14 protein-coding genes are annotated in these 20174 nt (G+C 48.0%); 6 read left to right on the top strand and 8 right to left on the bottom strand.

Translation table 11 applies throughout. The features are described from left to right. Positions 1 to 25: 25 nt before the first annotated feature. Entirely contained in the window at positions 26 to 2485 is a 2460-nt protein-coding gene (locus ACYZZ0_RS07420) for a Lon protease family protein (RefSeq protein ID WP_461535966.1), read from the bottom strand. Positions 2486 to 2692: 207 nt separating this feature from the next. On the opposite strand from ACYZZ0_RS07420, the gene ACYZZ0_RS07415 reads away from it, so the two are divergent. The 5 genes from ACYZZ0_RS07415 to ACYZZ0_RS07395 all read left to right on the top strand — a co-directional run bounded on the left by ACYZZ0_RS07415 (position 2693) and on the right by ACYZZ0_RS07395 (position 11206). Continuing rightward, positions 2693 to 5698: a hypothetical protein gene (locus ACYZZ0_RS07415; protein ID WP_461535965.1), complete on the top strand. Its 3006-nt coding sequence runs from the start codon at positions 2693 to 2695 to the stop codon at positions 5696 to 5698. A gap of 78 nt (positions 5699 to 5776) precedes the next feature. After that, entirely contained in the window at positions 5777 to 7204 is a 1428-nt protein-coding gene (locus tag ACYZZ0_RS07410; protein WP_461535964.1) for a WH2 domain-containing protein, read from the top strand. A 263-nt stretch (positions 7205 to 7467) separates the two neighbouring features. Then, positions 7468 to 8409 (top strand): ABC transporter ATP-binding protein, encoded by a 942-nt coding sequence (locus tag ACYZZ0_RS07405; protein ID WP_461535963.1) that lies wholly within the window; start codon positions 7468 to 7470, stop codon positions 8407 to 8409. Continuing rightward, positions 8409 to 9143, top strand: coding sequence for an ABC transporter permease subunit (locus ACYZZ0_RS07400; protein WP_461535962.1), 735 nt, complete (start codon positions 8409 to 8411; stop codon positions 9141 to 9143). Before ACYZZ0_RS07405 ends, ACYZZ0_RS07400 begins: the two co-directional genes overlap by 1 nt. Before the next feature lie 14 nt (positions 9144 to 9157). Beyond that, positions 9158 to 11206, top strand: coding sequence for a GldG family protein (locus ACYZZ0_RS07395; RefSeq protein WP_461535961.1), 2049 nt, complete (start codon positions 9158 to 9160; stop codon positions 11204 to 11206). Between the two features lie 53 nt (positions 11207 to 11259). On the opposite strand, the gene ACYZZ0_RS07390 is transcribed toward ACYZZ0_RS07395, so the two are convergent. Both ACYZZ0_RS07390 and ACYZZ0_RS07385 read right to left on the bottom strand, forming a co-directional pair. Then, complete coding sequence (locus tag ACYZZ0_RS07390; RefSeq protein ID WP_461535960.1) at positions 11260 to 12684, bottom strand: hypothetical protein; 1425 nt, start codon at positions 12682 to 12684, stop codon at positions 11260 to 11262. A gap of 128 nt (positions 12685 to 12812) precedes the next feature. Continuing rightward, on the bottom strand, positions 12813 to 14009 hold the full coding sequence (locus ACYZZ0_RS07385; RefSeq protein ID WP_461535959.1) for an amino acid permease: 1197 nt from the start codon (positions 14007 to 14009) through the stop codon (positions 12813 to 12815). Positions 14010 to 14148: 139 nt separating this feature from the next. Between ACYZZ0_RS07385 and yvcK the strand changes: the two genes are divergently transcribed. After that, positions 14149 to 15069 (top strand): uridine diphosphate-N-acetylglucosamine-binding protein YvcK, encoded by a 921-nt coding sequence (yvcK, locus tag ACYZZ0_RS07380; RefSeq protein WP_461535958.1) that lies wholly within the window; start codon positions 14149 to 14151, stop codon positions 15067 to 15069. 18 nt (positions 15070 to 15087) lie between these two features. On the opposite strand, the gene ACYZZ0_RS07375 is transcribed toward yvcK, so the two are convergent. Genes ACYZZ0_RS07375 through ACYZZ0_RS07355 form a run of 5 tightly spaced genes read right to left on the bottom strand, consistent with a single transcriptional unit; the run spans position 15088 to position 20048 of the window. Then, the gene (locus tag ACYZZ0_RS07375) at positions 15088 to 15729 is read right to left on the bottom strand and encodes a sugar transferase (protein ID WP_461535957.1); all 642 of its coding nucleotides are present in this window, start codon (positions 15727 to 15729) and stop codon (positions 15088 to 15090) included. Positions 15730 to 15783: 54 nt separating this feature from the next. Next, the gene (locus ACYZZ0_RS07370; RefSeq protein ID WP_461535956.1) at positions 15784 to 16980 is read right to left on the bottom strand and encodes a glycosyltransferase family 2 protein; all 1197 of its coding nucleotides are present in this window, start codon (positions 16978 to 16980) and stop codon (positions 15784 to 15786) included. Next, on the bottom strand, positions 16980 to 18092 hold the full coding sequence (locus ACYZZ0_RS07365; protein WP_461535955.1) for a glycosyltransferase: 1113 nt from the start codon (positions 18090 to 18092) through the stop codon (positions 16980 to 16982). Before ACYZZ0_RS07365 ends, ACYZZ0_RS07370 begins: the two co-directional genes overlap by 1 nt. Further along, on the bottom strand, positions 18092 to 19588 hold the full coding sequence (locus ACYZZ0_RS07360) for a GumC family protein (protein ID WP_461535954.1): 1497 nt from the start codon (positions 19586 to 19588) through the stop codon (positions 18092 to 18094). Before ACYZZ0_RS07360 ends, ACYZZ0_RS07365 begins: the two co-directional genes overlap by 1 nt. Continuing rightward, positions 19581 to 20048 carry a hypothetical protein gene (locus ACYZZ0_RS07355; RefSeq protein ID WP_461535953.1) on the bottom strand — a complete coding sequence of 156 codons (468 nt, stop codon included), beginning with the start codon at positions 20046 to 20048 and terminating at the stop codon, positions 19581 to 19583. Before ACYZZ0_RS07355 ends, ACYZZ0_RS07360 begins: the two co-directional genes overlap by 8 nt. Positions 20049 to 20174 lie beyond the last annotated feature (126 nt).

Here is a 20174-nt window from a genome sequence, read left to right as displayed (position 1 = left end):
CCAGAGAGGTTGCAATGCAAAGGGGTTAATCGCTGCTGTCTTTTGCCATTTCGGCTATTTCACGTAGCCTGTCGACAACCTTTCGGTTCAGAGTTCCTTCTGCATACTCTCCTTTTTCATCAGGCTCTCCCGGCTCCTGTCCGGTCAAAAGTTCCAGAGCCTGTTCAACGTGCTCGACGGCATAGATGTTGAACTTCTTTTTACGACAGCTATCAATAACTTTCTGACTTAGCATCAGGTTATTTACGTTTGATGCGGGAATAATGACACCCTGCTTGCCGGTAAGCCCCCGTGCCTCACAGACCGCAAAGAAGCCCTCGATCTTTTCATTCACACCACCAATGGCTTGAACTTCACCGTGCTGGTTCATTGAACCGGTAACGGCAAAACCCTGTCTTATTGGCGTGTTGGTTAAAGCAGATATCAGGCAGCTCAGTTCGGCAACCGAGGCGCTGTCACCATCGATATAACCGTATGACTGCTCCATTGCCAGGCTGGCTGAAATTGCCAGCGGGAAGCGCTGGGCATAGGTGCTGCCGAGGAAGCCGGACATGATCATCACCCCTTTGGAGTGAATCGCTTGTCCGAGGGATGATTCTCGCTCGATATCAACAATACCCTGACTGCCAGGATGAACTGCAGCAGTGATACGGGCCGGAGAACCAAAACAGGTGTCGCCGATACTCAGAACGGTTAGTCCATTGATCTTGCCGATAGCTTCGCCATCCGTATCGATCAGAACCGTACCCTCCAGGATATCCTCCAGAATATGCCGACTGACACGACTGGTTCGTTCAGCTTTAGCCTCAAGAGCCTGGTCAATATGGCCTTCTTCAATTCTTTTCCCGTCAATGGTGCGACGAATGTAGTCAGACTCTGACAGTAGATCGAACAGGTCACCAATATGAGCTGAAAGATGTTTCTGGTTTTCTGCTTTACGAGAGCTTTGTTCAACCATTCTTGCAACAGCCCCTGCTGTCAGCGGTGGATAACCCTCATCTTCAGCACGGCATTTCAACAGGCGGGCAAATGCCTGCACATTGTCTGGTGTGCGGGGAATATGGCCTTCAAAATCAACCAGTACCCGGAACATCTCGTGGAAATCAGGGTCCAGTTGTTGCAGTACGTAATAGATATCACGGGAGCCAACCAGAATAATTTTGACATCCAGTGGAATATTTTCTGGCGTCAAGGTTGTTGTATTAAGCAATCCCATCTCGGAATAGGGTGATTCTATTTTCAGCTCTTTCTCTTTCAGTGCCCGTTTCAATGCCTCCCAGACAAAAGGCTCTTCCAGTAGCTTTGACGCCTCTATAACCAGATAGCCACCATTGGCTTTGTGCAGTGAGCCGGCACAGATTTGTCGATAATTGGTTATCAGGGCACCCATTTCGCTGGCGTACTCAATACGACCAAACAGATTTTTATAGTTGGGGTGAGATTCAAAAACGACCGGCACAGCACCTTTTTCTTCATGTGCCACAACTGAATTTGGCAGATACTGATCAACCAAAAGCTGGCGCTTGCTGGCATCTTCCCGAGGGTCGACAGTGCGATCATCTGTAAGGTGCTCAATAACAACTCGGTGCAAATGTTGTTTAACTTCTTTCAGATAATTACCGACGTCTTTCTGGGCCTTGTATTTGCGACGTAACGGTTTGAGGAGGGGCTCAATAGCCTGATCAATCGTTTCCTGATTCAGCTTGCGCAGAGCGTCATTGGATTCACGCTTCCATTGAGGCATTTCAACCAGAGAACTGTTCAGCAGTGTTTCCAGCTCGGTTATATCCTGGTTAAATTTTTCCCGCTTTTTGTCCGGTAGCCGGGCAAATTCGGTTTCCTCCATGGCCTTTCCTTTCGCCATGGGGGTAAAACTGAGTGAGCCTGCTTCTCTGAACAGGGCGATATCACGTTTGACTGCTTCCTGCTCGACGGTATCAATAGCTTGATCGTAGCGCTTGTTAAAGTCTCGCTCGATCATGCTTTTTTTCTGTTGATAGGTCGGGCTTTCAAAGGTTGTCGGGAAAGATGCCAGAATACTGTCCAGCAATTCATTAATATCGGATATCAGTTTGGTGCAGCCCCCGGCTGGCAGAGCTAATACTTTGGGCTCGCGGGGGTTATCGAAGTTATTAACATAGGCATAATCCGGTGGTGTAGGCATTTTCTTTGCCTCGCCCTCCAGATAATGCCGGACATAAGACATGCGCCCGGTGCCGGATTCACCCATCACATAGATGTTGTAACCACTGCGCTGCATAGCGACACCGAACTGCAGTGCTGTGGTGGCCCGCTTTTGCCCCAGAATGCCGGTGTGGGGCTTAAGGCTGGCTGTGGTTCGGAACCCCAGAGTATTACGGGGCTGGCGAGCAGAAAGCCGGTTAACCGGTAACTTACATTTTTGGCTGACTTTTACCATTAACTTCTTCACAGTACCGTTTTCTATGACCTTACCGTGAATACTGCAGGAAATCGACAGCAACAAGGAAACTGTATTGCTTTAAGACAAGAGAAGCCTGAAATTTCGTGGAAAAAGATATAAGAGGATCTTTTAAAACAATATGAAATTAAAATCTATTTCATTAAAGCTTTTTAATTAATAGGAGGAAATAATACCGCCAATAAAGTAATTAACTCGTGTTATCATTAATTCTATAGTGATTGAATTAATGTCAACAGCACGGATGCTGTAATGAAACTGTCCAATATTTTCAGCAGAACTAAAACTCAGGAGCCCAGTCATTGGGCTTCAGATGCTACTCGTTCCGGAAAAAAAGTTGGAAAGAAAGGAAGTTCCAAAGTTTCCGTGCTCGATAGTTTAAAAAAATTTCTTTTACCAAACAAAACTGGAAAATCTCGTTCTGGTCGTGCAATAAAGTCTCGAACCCCAAAACGTTTGCAAAACCCTCAGTCGTACTTAGGCCAGAAGACATCGAAAAAACCAGTTACTTCTGATACTTCCCGGCCTCCTTCTTTGGAACAATCACTACAACAATCCAGTAGTGATTACTCTCTAGGCTCAAGATCCAATTCGATTTCTTCTAGTACCTTTCTGACTACTCCAACTGATAGCCAGTCAAGTGTGACGTCTGGGGCCAGACCCGATGTACCTGAAGCACCTCCACCACCACCGCTGCCCAAGTCCTCAAACAATCAGAATCAGACTTATACGGATAGTCAAAAAGATCAACAGTCTTCTCAGCACAGTCAGCTTGATATATCCGACTTGGATTGGATGGGGGTTTCTAATACACATGAAATGGAGGGAAGCTCTTCATTTGGCTTTGAACCCAATGGTAAACGTAAAGAAGGTCTTGACCGTCCTTCTCTGTCACCACGTGATTCAGTCGTAAGTGGTGAGGTAGAGAACTCTTCACATACGACGTCTCCCAGTACAGATGCCCCGGTAGTACCAACTCTGATAGCCACAGGGTTTCAGCCTGGGGTTCTAAAGCCTGAGGCCAAGATAGTTCAAACCTCAACATCTACAGATTCTGTGCCGGAACCTAAAACTGTTTCAACGCCTGAAACCACTGAGGTTCGGCCGGATAGTGTGACACCTGAGGTTAAACCAGTTAAAAGATCAGTATCTCTTCCTGAGCCTCAGGTAAACAAAAAAACGGTTAGATCGAATTCTGAACCTGTCTCAAAACAGCGCAGGCAAGCCCCCGTGGCACCGCCTGTTGCGACCAATCGTAATCCCGGCAAGATTGCTTCCAAAAGAACTTCAGATGCAGAAGTTCAACGACTGACAGATACCCGTCGTGCAGGAAGTACAGAAGAACTCGCAGAAGCTTTTGCTTTCAAGCAAGTCAGAACTTTACTCGAAAGTACTACTAAAGAGTTTTCCAATAAAATCCGAGACGCTAAGGTAAGCCTGTTCCCGAATTTGCTGAAGGCTGCAGAAGCTGAAGTCAAGTCACTTGAAGAAGGAAGTAATGAAAGGTTTGAAGCACTTTTCGGGTTTTCAAAAGATAGTCCTGAGTGGAAGACTGCCAGACCTAAATTCCGGGTGCAATTGCAAACCAAAGCGTTCAATGAAGTATTCAGGCAAACCAGTTATGCCACTTTTAAAGTGCAACTTGATAGTGGGCTTAAAGAAACACCCTCTGATTATGTTGAGCATTTTGATGATTATCGAGCCTACCTTAATCAGAAAGGTTTCACCCCTGATTTGCTAGATGTTCCCAAGGAAATGACTCCGCAGGAAGAGATGATTGAAGAGCTGGAATCCAGGCAAAGAAGTAATACATTGAAGCTGCGTAAACCTCCCTCGAAGAAGCCAACGACAGAAGCAGTATCTAATTCTCCCGGGAAAAGAGCTTCAGGTAATAAGCCTCCACTGGCACCAAAACCCAAGCGTCTGCCACCGCAAAACGGAAGTAATCTTTCTGGTAAAGTACCTGGAAAGTCATCTGAGCCTGTTATTAGCAAAGACCAAAAAGTTAAGGGTTCAGTGGAAGGAATACCTGATGCTAGCAAACAGCAAGTATCAGTGTCGGCAAAGACAGATACAGTTAATAGTGTGAGTCAGTCGTCTCAGGAAACTGTAAATAACAAGATTCCAGCGCCACCACCTCCCCCTCCTGTACCACCTTCAACACCACAGGAAGGCGTAGTTGGGGAAGCTGTAGATCCTGTTCTCCTGAAATCTAAGTTATTGCAATCTATCAGAAACGGAAAAACTTTGAGACCTGTCTCAAATAATAATGAACCTGTTCCTGAAAGACCAAGTACACCTTCAGGTATGGGGGGACTTAATGGTGCCATCAAGTTTACCGGGGAAGTAGATGAAGACAATTCCAGCTGGGAAGACCCGGATGCATTTTCAGAGCAAAGTACAGATGTAGAAAAAACGACTACTACTGGTCAGCAGTCTGTTTCTACTACACCTGAGCCGAATGAAACAGTAACATCGAATACAGTATCTGCTCCTGAACCGCCACCACCACCTCCACCACCACCTGTTCCGCCACCACCTCCGGTATCTTCACCGAGTCCCGCTCAGGCTTCCGTGAAGAGTACTGAGCCATCACCAACTGATGTCGATAAAAACCAAAAGTCGAATGTACTGAAAGAGCTGCTTGAAAAAACCAAAGGGAATCCCTTTAAAAACCATATCGAAATTAATGATGGACCTAAAAAGCCTGAATATGATTCTGATATTCAGCAAATACTAAAAAGACGTATCGCTATTGAAGATGACGATGAGCGTGAGGAAGAAGTAGACGATACTGATTGGGATGAACCAGTCAAGCCAGTAAATACAAGTCAGGTATCATCTCCGGATAACATTGTCCCGGAACCATTGAGTGAAAATACAACGTCCAAGGCGTTGGATGCCGTTGTTGAAACAGACAGTATCGATAGCCCTGAGCCGACTTATGCTGAAACACCACAAACTGCAGAGCAGGTGATTCAGAAATATATAGGCGGGGGATACAAATCAGAAGGAAGTGATGATCAAGTCGATCTGGCGAAGATCATACCTGATATTCAACGAGTATCAGCTCTACCCGGGCAAATTAATGAGATTTTGGAGTTTGTTCAGGAGCTCAAGGGCAGCGATCCTTCTGAGGCTGAGCTGAAGCAAATAGGAATGATGGAAAACTTGCTGCAGGGCTTGAGCTCTGGTCCGGGTAATATACTGGATGACCCTTATAGACCTACCATTGATGTTCGAAATGGTGGGGATTAAGCAGCTACAGCAGAATTCAGGGATTTGAATGAGGATGGATAGATGCCATTAAAACCGGGAGACAGCAGCAGGTCGAGTGTGCTGTTAGATACATCCAGTCCTGCAATCGGTAACGGCCAGAATCCAACAAAACTGGATGAAACAGCGGAATGGGAAACCCGCTCTGTTTCGGTCGAGAATCACAATGGCAAGACCAGTTTTCCTGAACCTGGACCGCATCAAACCAAGCCCAAGAAAAAAAGCCTTTGGGAAAGAACGATTGGCAGGTTCTTAAACTGGATCAAGAGCCACTTCAAAAAGGATAAACAGCCGGCAACTCAGCAACAGGATTATCAACCGGTTTTCTCCCAGCCTTCTTCTCGACCATCAAGTGTGGGGAGTCTTGATGACTTGTCTGTGCCCAGGACTGTAAAATCGGAAGCTGTACCTCAGCCAGTGACTCAAGATCAACCCTATGAACCGGTTCGGCCCGATAGCCTTGTTAATGACAAGTCTTCAGAGCCGGTAATAGATGAATCAAGTACACTTGTAAGTGATGTTTTTGAGCCTCCCTCGCGTCATTCAAGCATGAGTCTGGATCCGGAAAAAATGATGGCAGGCTTGGGTGACATTTCTGAATCAACCCTTAAATCTCCTGATACAGATATAAATCGTCCGGATATAATTATTGAATCAACTCCAGAACCTGAAGAGGCTACTTCTGTTGTCAATCAGGAGGTAACGGTACCTGCCTCTGTTTCAGTAGATAAGAATGCTGTTGATATCCAGCCATCATCGTCACCATCACTTGCACCACCACCACCACCACCACCACCACCACCGCCTCCACCACCACCGCCTCCACCACCACCTCCACCACCACCTCCTCCTGAAGGAGGCTTTACTCAGTGGGAGAGAACCCGGGAGCCGATATCAGACCCTGAAACTCCTGTGAAATCTGTAGAGACAGAACCACTCAAGAAAAAGCAGATTGTGCCGGATGGCTTTCAGAAGAATCAGAATCTGCTTGCTGATATTCGACAGGGAAAAAAGCTGAGAAAAACAACACCAGACGAGAAACCTCCGGAAGCAGTGAAGCTGACTGGTATGGAGGGGGCACTAGCCAGAGTTATCTCTACACCTGAACCCAAGAACAACACGGAAGAAGAGAGCCCGGAAGTAAAGGCTCAAAGAGAGCTTGAAGACGCGGAATGGGATGCTGTTAGGCAGGAAGATATTGATAAGCTTGCAGAAAGACTGAGAAAAGAGGGAAATATTCCCGGTCGTCCTGTTTATCCTCCAGCATCATCTACTGGATCCTCCAAAGGTAAGTCATCTACTGAATCTTCTGTAAGCGGTGAAACCTCGACCACAAGTCTTGATGACGGAAGTTCTATCAGCCGGGGAATGGTGGTAGAGAAAGATTCTGATCTCGCCAGGGCTTTGGGTCGAAGACAGCAACAGCTCTCTGTTGACGATGAAGATGAGGATGGAGATTTAGAGGACGACGATCCCGATAACTGGTGATTTTAGAATCAGTTAGTTAGATGTTTTACTCTTCAAAAGCTCCCTTTCAGGGGGCTTTTTTATTTGGAAACTTTTTTTCTTTTTTTCAGTCAACAACCTATTGATATATTTTTTACAAAGTAAAAAAATAGTTGTTATCTAGATTGATCATTCTTTTTTAAATTAATCTGGTTATTGTGACATTGTATTTATCTGAATGATTGTGCAATTACCAGCATTATGGACTATCAAGAATAGGCAAGAATGAACAGGGTAAGTCTTCCATGATAAAAATTGATAACCTGAAAAAATCATTTGGTTATTTTCTTGCGGTTGATGGTATTACCTTTAATGTTGGTGCTGGTGAGGTTCTGGGCTTTCTGGGACCCAACGGTGCGGGTAAATCAACCACAATGAAAATGATCAGTGGGTTTATAAAACCCACATCCGGTGCTATTACGATATGCGGACATGATGTTCTGAAAAATCCGGTAGCAGCCAAGGAATTAATTGGCTATTTACCTGAAGGAGCACCGGCTTACGCAGATATGACGCCACTCCAGTATCTGCGTTTTATTGCGGAGATTCGTGGGTTTAAGGGTGCTGAACAGCAGCAACGGATTGATGCGGTTATTGAGCAACTCGAACTGCAATCTGTAATTCACCGACCTATTGATAACCTTTCCAAAGGTTTCAAACGCCGCGTTGGTATAGCCCAGGCTATTCTGCATGACCCTCAGGTTTTGATTCTTGATGAGCCGACAGACGGGCTTGACCCCAACCAGAAACATCAGGTGCGGGAGCTGATTCGCAGCCTGTCCCGGGACAAGATCGTCATTATCTCAACGCATATTCTGGAAGAAGTTACCGCTGTTTGTACCCGGGCGATCATTATTGCTGGTGGACGGGTTCTGGCTGATGCCACGCCATCGGAGCTGGAAGCCCGCTCCAGATATCATGGGGCTGTCACCCTGCAACTTCATGACACTCCGGAGCTGGAAAAGCAGCTGGCGGCCATTACCGGAGTAGCTTCGGTTGAAGTGAGCCGGGATAACAGCAGTCGCTATACCCTGTTACCTGAGGCTGGAACCGATATTTTCAATGCGGTCAGCGATACCGTGCATCAGCATGGCTGGCAGGTTGATGAGCTGTTCGTGGAAAGAGGGCACCTGGACGATGTGTTCCGCAGCCTGACTAACCAACACAATATGGCGGAGGTGGCCTGATGCAAAAGGCGGGGATTATTTTCAAGCGTGAGCTGGGTGGCTACTTTGCCACACCGCTGGCTTACGTTTTTATTGTGATCTTTCTGATGCTGACAGCTGTCTTTACATTCTACCTGGGTGGATTCTACGAGCGTCGTCAGGCTGATCTGATGCCGTTCTTTCAGTTCCACCCCTGGCTTTATCTGTTCCTGATCCCGGCCATCAGTATGAGACTGTGGGCTGAGGAGCGTAAGTCGGGCACTTTGGAACTGCTGCTGACACTGCCGGTAAGCCTGAAAGATGCTGTTATCGGCAAGTTTATGGCAGCTTGGGTTTTTGCCGGTATTGCCTTGCTGCTGACTTTCCCGATCTGGCTGACGGTGAATTACCTGGGTGATCCGGATAACGGCGTCATTCTGGCCGGTTATCTGGGTAGCTGGTTGATGGCCGGTACCTTTCTGGCTATCGGTTCCTGTATGTCAGCGGCGACCAGTAATCAGGTGATTGCCTTTATTTTCACTGTGGTGGTTTGCTTCCTGTTTGTTGTGGCCGGTTTCCCCTTGGTGCTTGATGCCTTCAGGGACTGGGCACCACTGGGACTGCTGGATGCTGTAGCCGGATTGAGCTTTCTGGCTCACTTTGAATCCATCAGCAAGGGGGTTCTGGATCTGCGTGATGTGATGTATTTCATCATTATGATCGCAGCCTGGCTGCTGGCCACAGCGGTTGTCATTGATATGAAGAAAGCAGACTAATAAGGAGCCAGCCAGTGAATAAACTGTTTTCCAGAGCGGGGCTGCTTGTGCTGGCTCTGCTGGTCGTACTGATTACGGCACTGACAAATTACTTTTTCAAAGGTGCCCGGCTTGATCTGACTGAAGATCATGTTTACACCTTGTCAGAAGGTACCCATAACCTGCTGAAAGGACTGCCGGGACCGGTCACGTTAAAGCTGTTCTACTCTGATAAGCAGACAGCAAACATGCCCCAGTTCCGCAATTACTCAAATCGGGTTCAGGAGCTGCTGCAAGAGTATGTACAGGCTTCTTCAGGCAAACTGACCCTTGAAACCATTGACCCGGAACCCTTTTCCGAAGATGAAGACAAGGCGAGCGAATATGGCCTACAGGCTGTACCGTTAAGCCAGGGCGGCGGCAATGAAATTTACTTTGGTCTGGTGATTGTCAGTGATGACAATCCGGACAAGCGAGAAGTCATCAGCTTTCTGCATCCGGACAAGGAACGCTTTCTTGAATATGACCTGAGCAAGCTGGTATTTGCTGTCAGTCAGAAAGAAAAGCCAAAAGTTGGCCTTGTAGCAGGCCTGCAGGTTAATGGCGGCTTCGACATGATGTCCCGCCAGCAATCCGGCCCCTGGATTTCAGTATCCCAGATGGAGCAGCTGTACGATGTGCAACAGCTGGGGACTGACTTTGAGGATATTGATGATGACATCAAGCTCCTATTGCTGATCTTCCCACAGAAGCTTACAGGCAAGGCTCGTTATGCCATTGACCAGTACGTGATGCGTGGTGGTCATGTCCTGGTATTTGCTGACCCCTTTGCTGAGCAAGCAGGCCAGGGTGGTGGCTTTATGATGGGAATGGGAGGGGGAGACAAGTTTGCCTCTCTACCCGACCTATTCAAGGCATGGGGTATCGAAATGGATACCACCAAGGTTGTGGGTGACGCCAAGCATGCATTGATGGTCAGCTCACGCAGTGGCCGCCCGGTTCGGCACTTGGGGCTTCTGGGCTATGGTGTAGATAATATGGCAACGGATGATGTCATTATGGCCGGCCTGGATAATCTGAACTTTGGTTCTGCAGGGCATATTACTGCTATTGAGGGTGCTACAACCACACTGCAGCCCCTTGTAACCTCCAGTGATCAGTCAATGCTGATTGATGCCAGCAAGTTCACTTTCCTCTCTGATCCCAAGGCATTGTTTGAGGGCTTCAAACCATCCGGAGAGAAGTATGTTCTGGCTGCCAGAATTACCGGCCCGGTGAAAACAGCTTATCCGGATGGTGTGCCTCCGGAAGATGAAAAGCCGGAAGCTGCGCCGGGTGAAGAGGATGACGAAGATCTCGATATGATGGACGAAGATGAAGACGAGATCGTTGATACCGAAGAGGAAGAAGAGGAGGAGGAATCAACCTCTGCCGGTGATGCTGCGAGTAATGATGACAGTACAGATGATGAAGCGGCATCAGAAGATAAAGAGCCTGCCAAACCCAAACGTCCACATGTAACTGAATCACAGCAGCCTGCCAATATTATTGTGGTGGCTGATACTGATGTGCTGACAGACCGTCTGTGGGTTCAGGTCAATAGCTTCTTTGGACAGCAGATCGTGACTCCTTTTGCCAATAACGGCGATATGCTGGTCAACATGGTCGATAACTTGCTGGGTAATGCCGATCTGATCAGTATTCGCAGCCGGGGCAAATTCTCCCGCCCGTTTACCAAAGTAAATGAGCTGGAGCAGCAGGCTGAAGCACGTTTCAGGGAAAAGGCCGATTCATTGAATGACCGCCTTAAGGAAACCGAGAGCAAGCTGCGCGAACTGCAAGCCAAGAAGGAAGGTGAAGAAAAACTGGTGTTAAGCCCCGAGCAGGAGCAGGCAGTGGAGCAGTTCCAGCAGGAGAAGCTGAAGATTCGCAAGGAATTGAGGGAGGTTCAGCATCAATTGGGTAAGAATATTGAGCAGCTTGGGACAGCCTTGAAATTGATTAATATTTTAGCTATTCCGTTGCTGCTGACAGTACTTGTACTATTTGTGAGACAGAGACGAAGGAAGCGAGTAACGTTATAACAAGGTTAGCTTTCAGTATGCTTATGGCTCAGGCCATAAGCATACTGAAACATCTAAACTTCAGATTCTTCAATTCCCTTCTTGCGCATGTATTCAGCACGGGCTTCTTCATTAGCAAATCGAGCAATGCATTCACGAGTTTTTTGTGAGCAAACAGCAGTTAGTTCGTCAATTTCAGATTTCAGCTTTTCCTGCAGCTGTCTGATTTGAATGCTTCTTTCTTCTGATGACAGAGTCTCATCCGCTTGTAATTTGGCAACCGCTTTTCTTGTTCTTGGTTCTCTTTCAGTTTCGGCACTGGCTCTAAGGCTGCCTACAGCACGTTTCATTTCTTTTTCATCAATATAAGAGTCGAGGAATTTCTCCGTATCATCAGTAGAGTTTACTCTGCTGTGAGAACCGCCTCGATCAACCAAGTCCGGACGTGCTTTGTGAATTTGTCTGATATAAACCCGCATTTCAGCTTCCAGACGTCTGGTTACCCTGTCATTTATTTCTTCAACCAGCCTGTCATATTCTTCATTTGTTTGGGCAAAGTCATGCTTCCAGCTTTCATCATATGTACGGTTTTTATAAGCACCAAATACGTTCTGCATAAACTCTGACTGGTTATCGATGTTTGCTTTCACTGCCTGAGATGCGAGCTCAGCCATGCTGCATTGTGCCAGTCCTACACCAATGTATACAGTCGCTCTGTTTGGCTCTCCTGAAGGGATTCCTCCCATATGTTTTTTAACAAGCTGGCTGGTGTGTACATTTATGAAGCATTCACTTAATGTATCTTTGAGTTGGCTAGCCAAACCTGGATTGCGAGTTCTGACAACGTGCTCCATATGAGCCAGGGCTGGAGGGTGCTTGATTGATTTAAGGCATGCCTTAACTGCTCTGGGCTCACCTCTATCAATAGCTTTCATTAATCTTTTAGATCTTCTCTGGCTAGTTCCCAATACCAATGAAAGCTGTTTACGTTCAAATCTGTCATGTAGCTTGGCAAAAGCTTCAGGGCTGTTTTCCCGTACATGTTTTTTTAATGACTTAAGTTCATCGAGGGAGTCGCACCGATTAATTTCAAATCCAATAAGTGGCCTTTTACCCATTTTAAGAGTCCATGGAATACTGCCACCATGATAAAAGCTTATAGGCTTAACGGGATCAGAGTCTTCAGTAATATCAGTACTATGGAACTGTGTTGAGGATGATGAGGTAATACTGGGAGTTACACTATTCTGTCTTGGAGTTGCCTTCTCTGAAAGTCGGGGCTCTGGATCGACAACTTTAACTTCTGTAGAGGTTTTATGGCTGCTCTGAGAAGTCGTACCTGCTGTGGAATCAGTCAACCCTTCAGTTGATGATGTTGAATCAACAGAGCTGATACTCCAACGACCTGACTGCGTGGATTTTGGTGGTTCATCGGGTAAGGGTGAATAGGAAGAGCCCGCCAAGTCCACAGGACCGTTACCATCAATTCCACTAGACATATCACTTAACATCCATGTTCAATGATTTGAAACCCAAAATCAGACTGCAAAAGATGCAGTTTCGTAATTAAATTATAGCGGTAGAGTTCCCTGTCCTATCTATATGGATTGAAATAAAAATTATTTTTTTATTTCAATTGAAGAATTATCACGAGTAGCCCGTATATTAAAGTTGATGTTGTCAGGAGCATACCTCCTGGGAATGAGAAATCAGATACCTTGTTGATCTTAATCTTTATTGCCATAGCTACAGGTAAAATGATGGCAAGTGTGGCTAAAGCCGCTGCAGCATAGCCCAGAGCATATAGAAAACCATCAGGATAGTAATTTGCAAACAACAATGGTGGGACGAAGGTTAAGGACGCAGCTAGCAATCTATTGCTCCAGCGATAGGGCAAGCTGCTTCTGATGTAATCAAAGAGCCCCAGTGCTACACCAAAGAACGATGTCAAAAGTGCACATCCGGCAAAAAACTCGAGGCAGGTAACCAGTATAAAGTGAGATGCGCTGTTTGCTTTTAGTGCGGTGACCAAGGCACCGACATCACCTCCACTATTGGCAATTGATGACAGTGTCTTATCGGGCAAAATTCCCAGAGTAATGCCAAGCCAGCCTAAATAAACTAACAGGGGAATCATGCTGCCGAGTAGTAGTACTCGGGTAAGCGTCTTCTTTTGAGGTCCAAGGTAAAGAATGACACTGGGCACACTGCCATGAAACCCAAAGGAGGTGAACAGCACAGGTAATACGGCCAGAGCTGCAACTTGAGGTATGGGCAGACTTATCAGTCTGGGCAACTCTACCGAGGGCATCAGGGCATACAATACAATGCACAGGGAGATCATCATCAGGCTGAAGATAATGCGGTTACTGTAGTCAACCAGTCGTGTACTCCAGTAGACCAGAACCCCACCAGACAAGGCAAAACTGAGGCTGTAAGTCGGTGCAGGTAGCCCTTCTGCCGTCTCGACAATTTTAGGTATATTGGTCTGCAGCAATGACGCTCCGCCGGTGATATAGGCTGCCAGCAAGGCATAAAACAGTACCAGAGGAGAGACTGTCGCCAGCAGCCGTCCGGTTCGTCCGAGGGTTAGCGAAGCCATCGTGTACAGACTGGCGCCGGGGGCAACTTTCAGATTAACATGCAGAGTTAACAGGGCTGCATGGAAGGACACGGCCCAGGTCACAAGCATGAGCAGGCAGAGGGTTGGAAACCCGATACCCGCAGCTGTTGCAGGCAAAGCCAGCATTCCGCCACCAATTGCCGTACCGGCCAGAATCAGGCTTGCTCCCAGAGGGCTGTTCTTCTCCTGTTCTGCTTTCATCTGGACAGCATCCGTGTAACCCTCTGAATGTCAGTAATGGCGCTGTTGTCAGTATAGAGGTTATGTCCCGGGGACAGTTGCCGTTACAGAGATTAGGCCGTAAAACCCCTATTTGAGTGATTCAGGATCCGACTTCAGCATGATTGATACAGTCAAGGCGCTTTATCAGTGCCGTCAGGTGGTTGCTATAGGTGGTGGCCACGGGCTTGGGCGGGTAATGGCAAGTCTTGGTTTTCTGGGAGAAAAACTGGCAGGAATTGTTGCTACTACGGATGATGGCGGCTCGACAGGTAGGCTGCGTCAGGCCAGTGGCTGTATTGCCTGGGGTGACCTGCGCAACTGTTTGAACCAGCTTTGTGCTGACAGTCCTAATCTGGCCAGGATTCTGTTCGAATACCGCTTCAAGGAAAGCGGGGAGTTAACGGGACATAATCTTGGAAATTTGATTTTGCTGGGGATGGATCAGATGTGTGTCCGGCCTCTGGATGCGGTCAATCTGATTAGGCAAATGCTCCAGGTCAAGGCACATCTTATCCCCATGTCAGAAGAACCTGCCAGCCTGGGTGCGGAGTTTGAGGGACAGTGCATTATTGGTGAAACCACAATTGATGGTTTGGATAAAATGCCCAGTCGTCTGTTCGTTATGCCGGAAGTGCAAGCGCCAGAAGAAGCGATTCAGGCAATTAGAGATGCTGATCTTATTATTCTTGGTCCGGGCAGCTTTATGACCAGTGTGATGCCCGCATTGTTGCTTCCAAATGTGGCGAATGAATTGAAGGCAAGCAAGGCTTTGAAAGTATTTATTGCCAACGTGCGCCCGGAAAATACCCCGGTTGGTAGAATTGGAACAGCAGGCAAACTGCAGTGGCTGGAGCAGCAAACCGGCATCAAGCCCGATGTTCTGCTTTGGCCAAACGAGCGTGGAGAAAAGCCTGATCTGGATATCAATGTGACTGGGCTTGATCTGGAAGATGTGTTTCAGAAAGGGGTGCATAGCCGCGAGGGCTTGCGGCATGCACTGGATGACCTGATGTTTGAATATCTGGGTATTGGCAATTAAAAAGGAGTGGCCTGACGTTTACTGGCCACGTCCTGTTACCATTACAAGAACAGTCTTGATCATGATCCAGAGATCCATCTTGAGCCATTCCCAAGGATTACTCAGAGCCAGCGCATAGGCGTGGTCATAGCCCACCTTGCGGCGTACATCCTCAATGGTCTCATCATATCCCAGGTAAACCTGAGCCAGTCCGGTTACGCCGGGTACCACGTCATAGGTACGTTCGGTGTAGAACGGAATATTGTTTTCCAGCTTATTGCAGATGCCGGGACGCTCAGGTCGAGGACCAACAACCGACATTTCACCAACCAGCACATTCCACAGCTGAGGTAATTCGTCCAGGCGGGTTTTTCTCAGGAAATTGCCAATGCGGGTAATGCGGGGATCGTTTTTCTGGGCCCATACTGGTCCGGATTTCTTTTCAGCATCGGCTCTCATGGTCCGGAATTTGACCATCATAAACAGGCTGATGTAGTTCTCGCGCTGATAACCAATCCGTAACTGCTTGAAAAATACCGGTCCAGGACTGTCCAGCTTGATCACCAGTGCAATCAGTGGAAAAAGGGGGAGTGTTAACACCAGCCCTATCATGGCAATAGTGATATCGAGTATTCGCTTGCCCACCTGAGTGAGGGGGTGTACATAAGTCAGGTCATTCATATCGAGTCATCCTTTACTCTTACTGCTCTGAATTCCTTATCTGAACCTTGTGGATCAATTTGTTTGTTCTGTTACCCGCTTCCAGGGACCTTTATGTTGTCCCATCAGATAACTCACGGTACCTGCCGCCATTGCCATATGGCCTGACAGGATATAAGTCCCGATCTTTACCAGCTTTAATTCTGGTACTGAACCCTTTGCCATAAAGTATAGTGCTGTAATCCAGGCCAGCAGCTGGGGGATAACCAATATCCATAGCCAGCTGTATTCTCTGGTCAGCAAGGCAGGGCAGGCCAGCACCAGCAAAAAGCAGGCTGGCATCCAGGTGCGGATGAACTTGCCCGAGAAAAAGTTTACGGCGGTCAGTCCAAGCCGCGGGTGTAGAAGACCTCGGTAGCGAATTGCTTGTTGCAGGTTGCCAGCAGCAATTCTGACTCTGCGTTTGAAGTCAGCATTATCTGAGGCCTGTTCCAGCTCTATAGCGACCATGCGAGGATCGTAAAGGCAGCGGTAGCCTTTCAGCACGATATTCATTGGAATGGCAAAGTCATCATTAATCGTATCTTCAGGTACTGATTGATAAAGGTTTCGGCGAAAAGCATAAAAAGCACCGTGAACGCCCAATGTACTGCCAGTCACACTTTCCTGTGTTTTGATACGAGTCTGATAGTCCCAGTAAGCATTCTCCCCGGGGCTTAGGGAGTCCAGGAAACAGTACCGGCCGGTGACGACGCCGATTTCATCATGACTCAGACAGCCGGCAGCAATCAGCAGACTGTCATGGGAAAGCAGTGCAGATGTGTCTGACAGGGCAATGATATCGCTGTCATTTTTGCTGATTGTCTGGTGCAGTCGAATCAACTTGCCGCGGTTTTTGCTGTAATCATGAATCTCGTACTTCAGGTGTTTGCACTCGGTTTCCTTAAACGCGCTGGTGGCCTGTTCTACCGTATCGTCGGTACAACCATCACACACGAGAACAACCTTGAAGCGGCTTGGCGGGTAATCAAGGCAGGCCAGATTACGAATTTTGTCCTTGATGCAATCGGATTCATTATGAGCCGGAATAATCAGGGAAATACTGGGCAGAAGAGGGTCCAGCGCAGACTCTTTGTACTGGCGTCTGAAATAGGCATAAGGCTCCTGCGTTTTGCCTTTAGCCATCCACTTCAACAGCAGTGGGTAACCTGCATGGTGATAAATAATCAGGAACGAAGCCAGTACCAGCAGGCTCCACAAGAATACTTCCATTACTCCAGAAACTCCCTGTAGAGCGCTTCATACTGCTGAATCATATGCGTCAGATTGGCATATTTCAGTACAAAGTCGCGGGTATTGATATTTGGGTTGTTACGGGCATGAGCCAGCTGTGCCGACAGTGCCTGCTGCAATGCCTGAATATCTCCGGCAGGTACCAATGCTCCGGCACCTGGTGCCAGTGTTTCGCTACAGCCACCTACATCGGGCAATACAACCGGAGTATTACAGGCCTGAGACTCAAGAGGAGATAAAGGCATACCTTCCATTTTTGAGGACAGGCAGAACAGATCAATGGCCTGATGGAAGAGCGGCATATTTTCAACCAGGCCAAGAAAATGAACCCGGTCACTGATCTCCAGTTTTTCAGCCTGCGCTTTCAAATCTGATTCCAGCGGCCCGACGCCGGCCAGTGCCAGATGAGTTTCTCCCTTGATACCGGCGAATGCATCCAGTAACAGGTTGTGTCCTTTTACTTCTGTCAGGCGTGCAGCGCAGCCTATCAGCGGCACTTCATCAGGCAGTCCCAGCGCCTGACGGGAAGCGTGAGCATCTCCGGGCTGGAAACGGTCGGTATCAATCCCGTTTGGAATCACTCGGGGTTTGGCGTAGGGAATATGACGCAATACGCTGTCAGCAACCAACTGGGCATCAGCCACAACAGCAGGTTGCAGCCATCGGAAGCAATGGGAAACCAGTTTACGGCGCTTGGGGTCATCCAGATGCCAGGCATCATGTTCAGTATGGATATGAACCAGACTTCCGGTGCGAGCAGCCATGCCGCCATATAACAGGGGCCCCACATGGTGGGTATGAATGGTGTTAACCCCTTCAGCTTTTAACAGCTGACGCAGCTTGAGTACCAGCGAGGGTCGTAATCCTGACTTTTTCCCAAGAAAAAATATCTTGCCCGGAACCTGCTTCAGTCGTGGCCAGCTCTGATACATCTCATCAGCGGACCCTTCGAGACTGACAATGATCACATTATCCGGGTTGCTGGCACGGCTTTGTAAGTCCAGTGCCATGGTTTCAATACCACCGGGGGAAAGGTGCTGTACAATCTGGGCTACAACGGGTTCCCTGTTGTCTGATACATCCTTATTCATCAGGAAGGTGCCTCCAGAAAGATTTCCTGCTGCATGTCATAAATAATGGGGTTGGCGTTATTAATTACCGGAATCCGTGTCAGCACCGGAACTCCTGCCAGATTTTCAATGGTTTCACACAGTCTCAGGCTGGTATCCGAAAGTTCCAGAATGGCTGACATACCTGTTCCCAGACCCAGTCCGGCAAAGAACCCGGCGAGAATGAATATGGCCGTGGGAATACTGGTTGGATTGGTCGGGGTAAAGGGCGGGTCAATAATTTTAACCCGATCGGATTCTTCATAGCGTCCCAGCGCACCGGTAACCCGGGCACGCTCGTAACGTTCCAGAAAATCGTTGTAGAGCATTTGCTTGATCTTGTGATCACGCATCAATTCGGCTTGTGTTCGCTCGATTTCAGCGAATGATTCGATTTTCTGACCCAGTTCATTTTCCTGGCTGATCAGACTGGCCACTTCATTTTCCAGCTGGGTAACCTTGGCATTGGCTTCCTGTACGGCCTGTAACTGGGAGGCCAGAATGGTGGTCTGACTTCCACCTTCAATGGTCTGGACACTGGGAGCTGTGGAAGCCAGTTGCCACAGGCGCTTGATATCTTCGGAGGTCATATCCTGGCTTTCGGAAATCAGGCGGGTTCGCTCATTTTCAAGACGACCCAGTTCACGCAGCGCTGCCTGCACCTTACTGTGCTGGTCGGTATAGCGTGATCTCAAAACACTCAGATTGGCGCGAATTGAAACAATCCGTTCTTCCAGCTTGCCAATAATCGGGTTGGTTTGAGCCAGGTTTTCATTGAATTCATCCAGCGCTGCCCGGGCTCCCGACAGCTCTGTCTGTTTTTCGGCCAGTTGTTCACGCATGGCGGCCAGCCGGTTTACGTTGGCAAGGTGAAGCTGCGGCAGCTCCATTGCGTATTGGGACTTATAATCAGCCAGCTTTTGTTCCGCTTGCTGCAGCTCGACTCGCTGGGACTCCAGCTGGGTTTTAAGGAAGGCTTCTGATGTCCTTAAAGAAGATTTTTGTGGAGCAAGGGCAATTTCAAGAAAATGACGTGTGGCGGTTTCAAGTATCTGGGCAATATCTTTCTGATTCTCAGAGCGGTAATAAATCTTGATAAGCTCACCACCGAAAACAATCGATAGTGACCGGCTAATACGAGAAATCTCCTTGTCTGCTTCAATCCGGCTGGTTTCTGCGGTGATATAGCCAAGCTCGGTAGCTACCGCAGAAAGCACATTGCGGCTCTTCAGGAGAATCTTCAGGCCGGCCTGACGGTCTTCAAGATTGGTTGGTACCTGAAGATCTTCCAGTAACGGATTAAGCTGGGCGTTGTCCTGAAGCAAAATGGTGGTGTGGGCTTCATAGAACTTAGGCGCAAAAAAACTACCCAGCAGGCCTACAAAAGGCAGTACAACCATGGGAATACAGATCAAATAACGCCTGCGCCAGGCAATATTCAGCAGACGGAACAGATTGCGGAGAACGTCATTAGACATCACTGCCCTCCACTAATTTGATCGTTGCTGTGTTCTGTTCCTGCTCCGGCTGATAGCGATAGATAATCTGGTACCCTTCCTGATCCAGCTCCTGTCCCAGCTGGCGAATACGCTTCCAGGCGATGAGAGTGGCACTGAATCCGGTGTCGCTGGAGTCCGGACCGGCTGAGATCAATAGCTTGAGTCCGTTCTCGGCTGGCAGGGTAGCGAGCCAGGTCTGAACGATAAGACGCTGATGGCGGGTCAGCTCAGTGGTACCCGGGGTGAAATTCAATGCCAGTCGGGAAGGTTTTTCGGAAGCATCCGGATTACCGGAAGAACGCAGCAGGCGCAGTTGCTCGGCAATGTCGGCATTAATATCTGAACGGGATGATTGGGTGGAGCACCCGGCAATCAGCAATAGGGAAAGTGCAGCGATAACTGCTTTGAAGAGCCCGTGTTTGCCAACAATCCCTGTCATGACCGCGATCCGTAATTCATGGAAACGCTGTACAGCGGCTTACCTGCTTGTACTAGCTACTCAGAGAGATACAACACAAGCCCTGGCGGACAAAATTCCTCTGTAACATTCAGTGTAGACAAGTCT

It is taken from the genome of Spongorhabdus nitratireducens (genome assembly GCA_947387575.1).
Lineage (GTDB): Bacteria > Pseudomonadota > Gammaproteobacteria > Pseudomonadales > Endozoicomonadaceae > CANDOC01.
The sequence above is the reverse complement of the archived record's forward strand: the minus strand, read 5'-3'. Positions and strand labels throughout refer to the sequence as shown.

What these genes read in the sequence shown, in the direction of transcription:
- ACYZZ0_RS07375 (WP_461535957.1), bottom strand. Translation starts at nt 15,729, where the DNA reads ATGAATGACCTGACTTATGTACACCCCCTCACTCAGGTGGGCAAGCGA.
- ACYZZ0_RS07415 (WP_461535965.1), top strand. Translation starts at nt 2,693, where the DNA reads ATGAAACTGTCCAATATTTTCAGCAGAACTAAAACTCAGGAGCCCAGT.
- yvcK (WP_461535958.1), top strand. Translation starts at nt 14,149, where the DNA reads ATGATTGATACAGTCAAGGCGCTTTATCAGTGCCGTCAGGTGGTTGCT.
- ACYZZ0_RS07365 (WP_461535955.1), bottom strand. Translation starts at nt 18,092, where the DNA reads ATGAATAAGGATGTATCAGACAACAGGGAACCCGTTGTAGCCCAGATT.
- ACYZZ0_RS07385 (WP_461535959.1), bottom strand. Translation starts at nt 14,009, where the DNA reads ATGAAAGCAGAACAGGAGAAGAACAGCCCTCTGGGAGCAAGCCTGATT.
- ACYZZ0_RS07360 (WP_461535954.1), bottom strand. Translation starts at nt 19,588, where the DNA reads ATGTCTAATGACGTTCTCCGCAATCTGTTCCGTCTGCTGAATATTGCC.
- ACYZZ0_RS07400 (WP_461535962.1), top strand. Translation starts at nt 8,409, where the DNA reads ATGCAAAAGGCGGGGATTATTTTCAAGCGTGAGCTGGGTGGCTACTTT.
- ACYZZ0_RS07405 (WP_461535963.1), top strand. Translation starts at nt 7,468, where the DNA reads ATGATAAAAATTGATAACCTGAAAAAATCATTTGGTTATTTTCTTGCG.
- ACYZZ0_RS07370 (WP_461535956.1), bottom strand. Translation starts at nt 16,980, where the DNA reads ATGGAAGTATTCTTGTGGAGCCTGCTGGTACTGGCTTCGTTCCTGATT.
- ACYZZ0_RS07390 (WP_461535960.1), bottom strand. Translation starts at nt 12,684, where the DNA reads ATGTCTAGTGGAATTGATGGTAACGGTCCTGTGGACTTGGCGGGCTCT.
- ACYZZ0_RS07355 (WP_461535953.1), bottom strand. Translation starts at nt 20,048, where the DNA reads ATGACAGGGATTGTTGGCAAACACGGGCTCTTCAAAGCAGTTATCGCT.